Below are 11,692 nucleotides of genomic sequence, written 5' to 3' on the forward strand. Positions count from 1 at the left end.
AGGATCCTGGGGGCCCAGCACGCGATAGCCGAACATTTTCTGCAATTCCTTCTTAAGCAGTTCTGAAGCGTCGTTCAAGACTTCCCGATTCCGGTGTTTGAGCAATATCTTCACCAGCCGGTAGTAAGGGGGATACATAAATTCTTTCCGTTCGCGGAGCTGGCTCTGATACATACCGTAAAAATCATTTTCCAGCACATTTTTAATAATGCTATGGTTGGGCTGGCTGGTTTGTATGACCACTCTCCCCTGTTTCTTTTTTCGTCCGGCCCGACCGCTCACCTGCGCCATAAGGTGATAACTACGCTCAAAGGCCCTGAAATCAGGAAAGTTCAGCATGTTATCGGCATTCAGAATGCCTACCACGCTTACATTATCGAAGTCCAAGCCCTTGGAAACCATCTGGGTTCCCACAAGAATGTCAATCTCATGATTCTCGAAGGAAGCAATGATGTTTTCATAAGCATTCCTGGAACGTGTGGAATCCAAATCCATGCGTTTAACACGGGCATCAGGCAGGAAAAGGGGAATTTCATCCTCCACCTTCTCAGTGCCAAAGCCGCGGGTAGCAATTTGCTGGCTCTCGCAGGCAGGACAGGTTTGAGGTACGCTAACCGAATATCCGCAATAATGGCAAATCAGATTATTGGAACGGCGGTGATAGGTCAGGCTCACATCACAATGCTTGCACTCGGGAATCCAGCCGCACTGTTCGCATTGCATGTAAGGAGAAAAACCCCTTCTGTTCTGGAAGAGAATGATCTGTTCGTTGTTTTTCAGGGCCTCATCCATGTTTTCAATCAACGTTGGGGTAAAATGGGAGCTCATCTCCTTTTTTTTCTTGGCTTCCAGTATATCGCCAATAAGTATCTGTGGTAACTGAATATCAAGATAGCGGGTCATCAGTTCCACCAATCCATATTTTCCCCTTTTTGCATTGTAATAGCTTTCTATGGAGGGAGTAGCCGTACCCAGAAGGGTTTTCGCCCCGTGCATCCGGGCCAGCATGATGGCGGCATCACGGGCATGGTAACGCGGAGCAGGATCAAATTGCTTGTAGGTATTTTCGTGCTCCTCATCTACAATCACCAAGCCAAGCTTTGAGAAAGGCAGAAAAATTGAAGAGCGGACCCCAAGGATCACCCGGAACTTGTCTGTTTCATGCTGATTAAGCAGTTTCTGATAAACCTCTACCCTTTCGTTGTCGGGAAACTTTGAATGATATACCCCCACCTGCTCCCCAAATACAGCCTTCAGCCTGTGGATGATCTGGGAAGTCAGTGCAATCTCAGGCAAAAGATACAATACCTGGTTCCCTTTCTTAAGTTGTTCCCTAATCAGATGAATGTATATTTCTGTTTTCCCGCTGGAAGTAATACCATGCAACAAGGCAACCTCCTTTTCCTCAAACCCCCTTTGAATTTGGTCATAGGCTTCTTGTTGGGCAGAGGTCAGATCTTTTATTCCACCCTGTTTATGATTTCCTTCCCCGATCCGGCTTATCTCCCGATCTTCCTGAATTACAACACCTTTGTCAATCAAACCCTTCAGGGGAGACGTGCCGCCGGAAGTCTCCTTAAGCAATTTTTGCCGTGGAACAAAGCCATCTGAATCATTGCCCTGATTCCTCAATAATTTGATCAGATACATCAGAATTTCAACCTGTTTGGGTGCATTCTTGAGCTGTTTAAACGTCTGATTCAGCATTTGTTCATCTTCCGGGCCAAAGTTCAGCTTCACGAAGCTTTCCTTTCTGGGTTTGTAGGCATCTTTCAGTTTCTCCTCAACAGTGAGGGCCTGCTTGTTCATCAGGGAATTGACAATGGGCAACACATCCTTTCTTCCGGTTTTATCGGCCAGTTCTTTCAATCCAAGCACATTCTCATCCTTAAGCACATCGAGTATCAATGCCTCTTTTTCTGTCAGCGAAGCAGCATGCTCATCGAAAGCAGGCTGATAAACCACCTTTGTCTCACTTTCAAGCTTCAGCCCGGAAGGCAGGGAGGCCTTGTAAACTTCACCCAAAGTACACATGTAATATTGAGCCATCCATTCCCACAACCGCATCTGAAAGGAATTGATCACCGGCTGATCGTCCAGAACCGTTTGCACAGGTTTGGTTTTATATTCCTTTGGTTCATCATAATGCACCCTGTAAATGATGGCGGAATAGTACTTTCGTCTCCCAAACTGTACAATCACTCTTTTACCGGGTTCTACCCGTCCAGCGTGACCGGAATCCACATGGTAAGTAAAGGCACCGGGTAGTGCCAGAGGGAGAAGAACATCAACGTATAAACCGGATTTTGCCATAAACTTTCAAGCTGCCCTCTTAAATAGATAGTATCTCCTGCAGATCCAGTAAATTTCTGTTTACATCTTTCTGATGTTTGATGGTTTTATTGAAAGGCACATGAACAATTTGCCGGTTCATCAAACCCACCATAACACTTTTCTGGTCATCCATCAAAGCGTCAACGGCAGCAGCTCCCATTTGACTTGCAATCACACGGTCAAAAGCCGAAGGGGGCCCTCCGCGCTGAATGTGACCTAAAACCGTGACCCTGATATCAAACCCTTTGAAATCTTCCCTGACCTGTTCGGCTACCTCGAAAGCGCCGCCGGTTTCATCCCCTTCAGCCACCAATACGATGTTGGTCAGCTTTTTCCGTTTATAATATTTGGCCAGGTGTTCTTTCAGATTGGTGGTATCGTAATTGATCTCGGGTATCAGGATGGCTTCTGCACCGGTTGCAATTCCTCCTCTCAGGGCAAGAAATCCGGCATCACGCCCCATTACCTCAATAAAAAACAAACGGTCGTGCGAACTGGCTGTGTCCCTGATCTTATCAACAGATTCCACAATTGTATTCAGCGCGGTATCATAACCAATGGTATAATCCGCACCATACAGGTCGTTATCAATGGTTCCCGGTATGCCTACAAAAGGTATATTAAACTCTTCCGTAAACACCCTGGCGCCTCTGAAGCTACCGTCGCCTCCAATAACCACAACTCCATCAATGTTCTCCTGTTTAAGATTTTCGTAGGCCTTTTTCCGTCCTTCTTCCGTTTTAAACTCTTCGCTCCGGGCTGATTTAAGTATTGTACCTCCCCGCTGAATGATATCACCGACCATATAAGATTCCAATTCCATAAACTGCCCCATAATCATGCCCTGATAACCATTCTTTATACCAACCACACTTATTTCATGATACAGTGCTGTTCTGGTAACTGCCCGTATGGCAGCATTCATTCCGGGGGCATCTCCGCCGGAGGTCAATACACCTATTTTTCTGAATTTAGTCATAATTTAAATCCTTATATGCTTCAAATAAGATACAAAAATACAATCACCATCTGGTATATCTGCATATTTTGCGTGAAAAAACGCTTAGAGATACATTCAATTATATCTCCGTACAACTTTAACAGGGGCTAAACAGAACTTAAATCACCCATCGCCAGTTGTTCCGGTAATTCCTGTTTTGCTTCTTACAATCTCAAGGGCATTTGCCAGTTGTTCTTCCCTGGTAAGATGGCTGTTATCCAACAACACAGCATCCCGGGCTTTCCTCAGAGGACTTTCATCCCGATTCTCATCCATGTAATCTCTTTCCCTGACATTTTGGAATACTTCATCCCAGTTCACCTCATACCCTTTTTCTTTAAGCTCATCAAAACGCCTTTGAGCTTTCACCCCTGATGAGGCGGTAAGAAATATTTTTACATCGGCATCAGGAAAAACTACCGTGCCAATATCCCGTCCATCCATGACCAACCCTCCTTCTTCGGCAAAAGCCCTTTGCTTTTCCACCATTTTTTCCCTGACAAATTTCACCTGACTGATCTGACTCACTGCCTTGTTGACTTCCATTGTCCGTATCAACTGCTCCACATTTTCTCCGTTCAGCATGGTTGACTGCTCCCCGGACTTTTCATCAACATGAAAATCTATATCAATAAAAGGGAGCGCCTCTTTCAGCCTGTCTTCATCCACTATTTCTTTCCGGGGATCATAGAGGCCGTTTCTCAGGGAATAAAGCGTTACAGCACGGTACATGGCACCACTGTCTATATATTTAATCCGGAAATGGCGGGCCAGATCCCTGGCCAGTGTGCTCTTACCCGTTGACGAATACCCGTCCACCGCTATGATTAATCTTTGCACCGTTATCATAAACAATATTTAAAACTCATTCAAATTGATTCTAACTGAGAAATGACTCGTTCCTCCTGCGAGATGATAGGTACCGCGGCCGTAATTCAGATAAAATTTGTATATCCGGATTCCAAATCCCCAGGAAAATCCAACGGTAGAAATCTTTGATTCTACCTTCATCTCTTGTCTTCTGCGATAATGGTAACCTCCCCTGATATAAAAATTCTCCACCGGAGTAAGTTCGACTCCAAATATCATGTGGCGCATCACCTTATCCAAAAAGCTTACATCCTGCCGACCACCCTGATAATAGGTATATATAAGCCTCGTTTTATCGGGTCTTTGAAAAGTCAAATCAGGTTTTTCAAGATGCTCAGCTACAACAATAAAACGAAACGGAGCATGTTTCAATTTTAAAGAGGCTCCGATCTGTATTTCAAAAGGAAGGCTCTCGTATTGATTAGAGGTATAGGGGATAATCTGGGTGCCTAAATTCTCCAAAACCAGAGCTGCGGAGAACAGGCCGGCTGAGTCGGTATACAAAAGGCCTATATCGGCAGCTACTCCAAAAGATCTGTACTCATCAAGGTGGGAATATACGGGTTTTAGATGTACCCCCACTGTAAAATTTGAATCCAGAGGGCGACTCGCAGTCAAATTCAATGCATATTCCGAAGCGCGAAATGTACCTGTTTTGATCCCCTCTTCATCAGCACCCTGAAATTCACCATAATTTAAATAATGCAGACCGGTGGAAACATTATATCTATTGATTTTTCCGGGAGAATAGGCCACATACCCATAATTGATCCCGCCAAAATAATTCACATAGTTCATGCCCAGATGATGTTCCATATTGCCGCTAAGTAAAGCCGGATTATAGTAAACAAGATTCAGGTCATCATCATTAATGGCAATGCTTTTGGTACCCAAAGCCATGGCACGTGCAGAAGTGGTGAGATTCAGAAAACCGTAGGTGGTACCTCCTCCCACCTGTGCATTGGTGCTCAGCGAAAACAACAACAACGGCACAAAGAGAATATTGCGCATGATCATTCAGACGTTTCTTTTTCCGTCATACTGAAGTTAGTGAGATGGTCTGTGACGGAAAAATCATATTCCGGATATTCATATATGGGGATTCTTTCTTCTGTCTCCCCAAGAGAATAACCCCAAATGCTCTCATATTCATTGATATCCTCGCCCATATCTTCCAACTGCTGCATATAATCAGATATCGCCTTGGATTCAACAATTGTTATGCTGCCCATCTTATCGATTACAGGACTGTGTCTCCGGGTATGGTCGTGATCAAAGCTTAATATTCTTCTACCTTGCCGGGTTATTCCCACAGTTCGGAAAGTTAAGCTTTTACCCACACCGGGCATATTCAGTACATTTCGGTCGGTGCCGATAAAAGGAGCATCTTCATCTTCGAGTAAAACCCGAATGGAACGCTTAATGTCAGAAGCTTTCTCAGTGAATTTCTTGATTTTGCGGTAATTCCGGTAGGAAACTTCACCAATCGCCTTCTCTTCAATTTGTTCCTGTATGGAACGGGCATTGGTGGCAAAATTGTGGTAGTTTTCCATAAAACCCTTCACGGAAAATGTATAATAAGGCAACACCCCGATCTCACTGAGTACTTTGCGCAACTTTGCCGTATGGCCTCTTCTGGAAGCGGCAGCGGTGAATACCTGCTGATTGGTAACAATCCATCCGGCTGAAATAAGCTTCTCCACAGCCTTTTTTGCTTCGGGAGTCACTTCCATGGCCGTCTCAAAATGGGTTTGGATAACAAACTGTTTGATTCCAATTTTTGAGGCCTTTTCCTTGAATTCAGACAATACTTCAATCAGTGAACCGTCAATTCTTTGAGGCATATAAATAGGCAGACGGGTTCCCAGTCTCACCCTTACCATCTCAGCATATTTATCTCCGTCGGCTCTTGATTTATTGTCTTCCTTTTTTTGCAATGCCATATCATATACCGCATCCAGGATTCTTTTCAGGGATTTATCGGCACTCATCAGGGCATCCCCTCCAGTTATAAGAATATCTCTCAATTGAGCATCCTTACGAAAATAATCCATTAATATTTGCAGCTTATCGGGCCATGTTTCCCCGGGTTTTAATTTATCCAGGTTGAAATTAAGGTTTCCCCGCTGGAAGTCATACATCCTCTGACAGGAAGCGCATAAACCTCCGCATGCCCTACCCATGGAATCGGGAATCAAAATGGCGACATCCGGGTACCGGCGATGGATATTATGTCCTTCAGGCAGCAGCCATCCGGCGACATTCGGCTTACCCGGCTCTACAATATCTTCCTTCTCCCATGCAACAATATGGCCAAACTCCTTGACAAGCTGCCTGCTGTAAATCACATAATCTCTGATTGCCTGATCGGCTCCGATAAACTTTGGGTTTGCCCTTGTATCCAATAAAGATAAATAGTAAGGATTGACAAAAAAGGGAATACCTGCCTCCCGTGCCTGATAAAGAATATCCATTGTATCCGGATCGAGGGAATGATCCAGCATCTCATTCAACAGTTCAGGTGAGCGAATGGCCATCTTAAGGTGGAATAATTTTGAACTCCACCATTCCTGCATCTTATTTAATTTTTTTTCATGGCTCCAGGATGGGTCCAAATCGAGGAAGGAGCCATTCATCTCTCCTTCGTCTATCTTGCGGATAAAAGTATTAAGTATCCGATCTCTGTTTTCCCGTCTGATTTCAACAATTTCAGGATCCAGGCCCGAAGGATGGCGCTCCATCCATTCCATTATCCGCTGCTTATCTGGGAATTCCCTGTGACTTTTCCCGTTTATCTGCCTGAAAAGATGCAACATATCCGTGAAAAAAGGAGGTTTGCCACCACCTTTACCCTGTGTCGCAGCCAGCCACAAAATGCGGATGGGATGATTGTAGTACCTTTCTCCTCTGAGATTGGGATCATCATATTCCATTCCTTCATGATCAATATAATCCAGTATCCGGATCGCCCCGTACTCCTTCCACTTGAATTTTTTGAAGGCATCCCTCCCGCTTATCTCGTTGGAATAATATTTTAATGCAATGGAATTATCATCTATCTGATCCAGGATCCATTTTCTCAGAGCCGCATACACTTCCTTTTCATCATCAGAGCCGGTTAATATATGACGTATATCCGGGTTTTCATCAAGAATCTGCGCCAATATGCGTTCCGATTTGGGATCGATTTTTACACTTTCAAATGTGTTTTGATTGCTCATGCTATATCATTTATTCAAAATACACACGTTGGTAAATGTTCAAAATTAAAAAAAAATGACACCTGTAAAAAAACGTTATTTCCCTGAATTACAAGAATAACAGATACTGATGCCGTATTGTTTCTTTACATGTTCTATAAGTTGAGGGAAAAATAAGAAAAAGTTGTTGTTGAAAATTTTATAATGTTCGGATAAAATATTCATGGCATCATCGGTTTTATCGGGCAGTGATGTATGTTGCGCCATAATTTTGAGGGCTTTTTTTACCCCCTCCATTTCTCCGTATGAAAGGAGCCTTTTCCGCTCAATCATCCTGGGAACAAAAGATTGTACCGGGGCAGGTAAAATCTGAAATTTATTCCGAAGCACCTGATGAAAGTGCTCCACAAACGCTTCAAGAGATGTAGCCGAAAATTGAGACCAGTTAGTGGTCAGAAAATGATCATAGAAAATATCCACCACTATACCCGAATATTTATGATAGATGGGCCGCAGGAGCTTCTTAACCTTTTTCGGTCTGCTGTGGTGATCGGTAAAACTGTCTATAGCTCTGTGCAAAAGAATACCTTTTTGTAAAGGCTCACGATAATCCAAATATCTTTTACCTTTGACATAATCTCCCATAAAATTACCGATCTTCACCAGATCGTCCTCGCCGGACAAATAAATATGTGCCAGTAAATTCATAATGTTCCATTAATATAGACTTATCAGACCAATTTTTAGTATAAATTGTCTGACTAAATTTTTACCCGAATTATTCCAAAAATAATAAAGAAAGGGGCATTTCCTGAAAAAACCAGAATAACAGTCAGCCATCTATATGTTATTAAACATTCACTGGGCGTAAACCCCCTGTCAATTCAGAAAGACCTTAAGAATTGGCTTCATTGTAGCGGGTTTAAAGAGCCAGTACATATGGCTATATTTTCAGGGAATGATATAAATTTGCCGGAACGAATCAAATTCAATAATCATTATTTCAAAAAAGATATCATTATGGCAAAAAGAAATGTAATCATTCTTGGAGCAGCAGGAAGGGATTTTCACAATTTTAACACATACTTCCGCGGAAACAGCGATTTTAATGTAGTAGCCTTTACCGCAACACAGATTCCCGATATTGAGGGAAGAAAATATCCTGCCAGCCTGGCCGGAGAAGCGTTATATCCTGATGGAATTCCCATTTATGCGGAAGAAGATTTGCCAAAATTAATTCAAGATTTGAAGGTTGACGACTGCGTATTTTCATACAGCGATGTACCTTACCAACATGTTATGAGCGTTAGCTCAATTGTTCACAATGCAGGAGCGAATTTCATGCTGCTGGGCCCAAAGGACACCATGATCAGGAGCACCAAACCGGTTATATCAGTAGGTGCTGTAAGAACAGGCTGTGGCAAGAGCCAGACATCAAGAAAGGTAATTGAAACATTAATGGCAAAAGGATTAAAAGTTGTAGCCATTCGTCATCCCATGCCTTATGGTGATCTGGAGAAACAAAAGGTACAAAGATTTGCAGAACTTGAAGATCTCGGGAAACATGAATGCACCATCGAAGAAATGGAGGAATACGAACCGCATATTGTAAGGGGAAATGTGATATATGCAGGGGTTGACTATGAAGCCATTTTAAGGGAAGCGGAAAATGACCCCAAAGGTTGTGACGTAATACTCTGGGATGGAGGAAACAATGATTTTCCATTTTATCAGGCAGACCTGAATATTACGGTAGCCGATCCTCACCGGGCTGGCCACGAGCTCAATTATTTTCCCGGTGAAGTCAATCTGCGGCTGGCTGATGTAGTAATAATCAACAAAATAGACAGTTCCAATCCACAGGATGTACAAACCGTAAGAGACAACACCGCCAGGGTTAACCCCAATGCTACCGTCGTCGATGGAGCTTCACCGATCCGCGTAGAGGATCCTTCCGTTATCAGGGGAAAGCGCGTATTGGTGGTAGAAGATGGGCCAACACTAACGCACGGAGAGATGAAAATCGGGGCAGGTACTGTTGCCGCCCGAAAATTCGGAGCTTCTGAAATTATCGATCCAAGACCATACACAGTTGGGAGATTGAAGGAAACCTTCCGTAAATATCCGGGGATAGGTGCATTGCTTCCAGCTATGGGGTACGGAAAAGAACAAATCAAAGACCTTGAAAAAACAATCAACAACACGGATTGTGATTCGGTGGTCATTGGTACCCCTATTGATCTTAACCGGCTAATAACCATAAGGAAACCCAATACCCGGGTATATTATGACCTGGATGAGATTGGCAAGCCTGATCTGGACGATATTCTGGAGGAGTTCATGCAGAAAAATAATTTGTAGAAACACTGCTCCTCTCTAATAAACCAAAAAAGCGGCTTTTTAAATTAAAGCCGCTTTTTTTGGCACAATTTTTTCATTTGATTGATCAGATTCTTTGAATTTCATACGATAAAAATTTATTTTTGTAAGACCCCAAAGCAACAAAGAAATGAAAGCTTATTGTTTTAAAATAACACTGCTCCTTTTGCTTTTCATGATTCCGGTGTATCTGTTTTCTCAGGACACAACCAACACTTCCCCTGATACACTAAAACAAAGCACAGATTCTTCGGAAACGAAAGACAACAAATTCACAGAAGAAGAAAAAAAACAACGTGCCGATACTATACAAATGTTTGAAGATGACCCGATGTACGTAAATGTGCTAAAGATAACTTACGACAGCATTATTTACACTGAGGTAGGGGATAGTGATCTAAGGAGACTAGGCAAGGACAGGGTGCATAAGATCATTTACAACTGGGGCCGGGTAGAAACGCTTAATGAATCTCCTCCAAAATATCCGGGAAGGTATAATTGGAGGAAGGTCAAGATACTCAAAAACAAAAATAATACTCAGGGGCTTTATAAGGTAAAAGAAATACAGGCTAAGGTAGAAGGCTCAAGCAGGGGGTACGATACACCCAAATCACTAGAAATGAGGGCGGAAACTATACTTAAGAAAAAGGCAGCCAATATCAACGCCCAATTTGTCCTAATAACCAATAAAAACATTACCATTGCCTTTGGAGAATTACCCAGTGCTACGTTCAAAGGAATTGCCTATAGTAAAGACAAAAAAGTAAGCCAAAACGGGGAAGAAGAATAGCATTTTTCCCGATTCGCTTTCTAACCCAAATCATTCAAGAATAATTCTCACGCTATTTTGTTTATATAAAACTTCAGGGCTTCCTCTATATGCTCCCTGCTGATATACTGGTTGGTTAAAGGTTCTCCGATTTGTCGTATCAGGGTAAAATTGATCTTGTTCCCCGTATTCTTTTTGTCCTGCAGCAAATATTTATAAACCTTATCGAAATCTTTTTCCGACAATTTTATGGGCCGGTATTTACTGCCAATATAATCCGTAACTTCTCTGATGATGTGCTCTTGCGGATCATAAAATTTTGCCGAAAGAAATAATTCGCAAATCAAACCATTGGCCACTGCTTCACCGTGCAAAAGCGGATTTTCAAGGGAAAAAGCCAAACTCTCAAATGCATGACCTATAGTATGGCCGAAATTTAAAACTTTTCGCAGATTCTTCTCATACGGATCTTCTTGCACAAAATAATTTTTTATTTGTACGGATTCGGAAATCAGCCCGGTTAAAGCCACTTCATCAATATCCCCGGGATCTGCATCCAGTATTTTTTGCAAATGGGTCTCAGACCGGATTACTCCATGTTTTAACATTTCTGCCCAACCTGCATATATCTGGCGAATACTTAGCGTTCTCAGAAAAACCGGTGATATCAGCACATATTCCGGTTGGGAAAAGGTGCCAATGTGATTCTTGTAATCGTTTAGATTGATACCTGTTTTGCCGCCCACTGAGGCATCCACCATAGAAAGAAGCGTGGTGGGAATGTTTACAAATTTCATCCCCCGTTTAAAAGTGGAAGCAGCAAAACCACCGATATCCAACAACATCCCCCCTCCAAGATTGACCAACAGGGATTCACGATCTGCTCCGTGGTCTTGTAAGAAATTCCATATTTCTATCACAGTACTGATAACCTTTTGGGATTCCCCTTGCCCAATCTCCAATACAGCAACCTTTTCCCGTTGCATCAGATTTTCAAAATGTGGAAGACAAAAGGAATAAGTATTGTTGTCTGTTAACAGGAATATCTTGCCGGGTTTCAATTCATCGATTACCGACAAAAGTTGCAATTCAATTTCAGAATGGACTAAAATTTTGCTTTTGAATGATAATATTTGCATA

Annotated in this window: 9 protein-coding genes; 2 read left to right on the forward strand and 7 right to left on the reverse strand. The window is 42.6% G+C overall.

What is annotated here, in order from left to right; all coding sequences use genetic code 11:
- The 6 genes from priA to KGY70_00245 form a co-directional block, all read right to left on the reverse strand.
- Positions 1-2,313: primosomal protein N' (gene priA, locus KGY70_00220; GenBank protein ID MBS3773587.1), on the reverse strand; the 2,313-nt coding region annotated here is incomplete at its 3' end.
- Positions 2,314-2,332: 19 nt separating this feature from the next.
- Entirely contained in the window at positions 2,333-3,313 is a 981-nt protein-coding gene (gene pfkA, locus KGY70_00225) for a 6-phosphofructokinase (protein ID MBS3773588.1), read from the reverse strand.
- Positions 3,314-3,457: 144 nt separating this feature from the next.
- On the reverse strand, positions 3,458-4,174 hold the full coding sequence (locus KGY70_00230; protein MBS3773589.1) for a (d)CMP kinase: 717 nt from the start codon (positions 4,172-4,174) through the stop codon (positions 3,458-3,460).
- Between the two features lie 18 nt (positions 4,175-4,192).
- Positions 4,193-5,221 carry a type IX secretion system protein PorQ gene (gene porQ, locus KGY70_00235; protein ID MBS3773590.1) on the reverse strand — a complete coding sequence of 343 codons (1,029 nt, stop codon included), beginning with the start codon at positions 5,219-5,221 and terminating at the stop codon, positions 4,193-4,195.
- Complete coding sequence (locus KGY70_00240) at positions 5,218-7,425, reverse strand: KamA family protein (GenBank protein ID MBS3773591.1); 2,208 nt, start codon at positions 7,423-7,425, stop codon at positions 5,218-5,220. Before KGY70_00240 ends, porQ begins: the two co-directional genes overlap by 4 nt.
- Positions 7,426-7,500: 75 nt before the next feature.
- Positions 7,501-8,112 carry a DUF479 domain-containing protein gene (locus tag KGY70_00245; protein MBS3773592.1) on the reverse strand — a complete coding sequence of 204 codons (612 nt, stop codon included), beginning with the start codon at positions 8,110-8,112 and terminating at the stop codon, positions 7,501-7,503.
- A 312-nt stretch (positions 8,113-8,424) separates the two neighbouring features.
- On the opposite strand from KGY70_00245, the gene KGY70_00250 reads away from it, so the two are divergent.
- Both KGY70_00250 and KGY70_00255 read left to right on the forward strand, forming a co-directional pair.
- Positions 8,425-9,765, forward strand: coding sequence for a hypothetical protein (locus KGY70_00250; protein ID MBS3773593.1), 1,341 nt, complete (start codon positions 8,425-8,427; stop codon positions 9,763-9,765).
- Between the two features lie 148 nt (positions 9,766-9,913).
- Positions 9,914-10,573: a hypothetical protein gene (locus KGY70_00255; protein ID MBS3773594.1), complete on the forward strand. Its 660-nt coding sequence runs from the start codon at positions 9,914-9,916 to the stop codon at positions 10,571-10,573.
- 47 nt (positions 10,574-10,620) lie between these two features.
- Here the strand turns inward: KGY70_00255 and aroB are convergent, their stop codons facing one another.
- Complete coding sequence (gene aroB / locus KGY70_00260; protein MBS3773595.1) at positions 10,621-11,691, reverse strand: 3-dehydroquinate synthase; 1,071 nt, start codon at positions 11,689-11,691, stop codon at positions 10,621-10,623.
- Position 11,692 lies beyond the last annotated feature (1 nt).

The organism is Bacteroidales bacterium (assembly GCA_018334875.1).
Classification (GTDB): domain Bacteria; phylum Bacteroidota; class Bacteroidia; order Bacteroidales; family UBA12077; genus JAGXLC01.

What these genes read in the sequence shown, in the direction of transcription:
- KGY70_00240 (MBS3773591.1), bottom strand. Translation starts at nt 7,425, where the DNA reads ATGAGCAATCAAAACACATTTGAAAGTGTAAAAATCGATCCCAAATCG.
- aroB (MBS3773595.1), bottom strand. Translation starts at nt 11,691, where the DNA reads ATGCAAATATTATCATTCAAAAGCAAAATTTTAGTCCATTCTGAAATT.
- pfkA (MBS3773588.1), bottom strand. Translation starts at nt 3,313, where the DNA reads ATGACTAAATTCAGAAAAATAGGTGTATTGACCTCCGGCGGAGATGCC.
- KGY70_00250 (MBS3773593.1), top strand. Translation starts at nt 8,425, where the DNA reads ATGGCAAAAAGAAATGTAATCATTCTTGGAGCAGCAGGAAGGGATTTT.
- KGY70_00255 (MBS3773594.1), top strand. Translation starts at nt 9,914, where the DNA reads ATGAAAGCTTATTGTTTTAAAATAACACTGCTCCTTTTGCTTTTCATG.
- porQ (MBS3773590.1), bottom strand. Translation starts at nt 5,221, where the DNA reads ATGATCATGCGCAATATTCTCTTTGTGCCGTTGTTGTTGTTTTCGCTG.
- KGY70_00245 (MBS3773592.1), bottom strand. Translation starts at nt 8,112, where the DNA reads ATGAATTTACTGGCACATATTTATTTGTCCGGCGAGGACGATCTGGTG.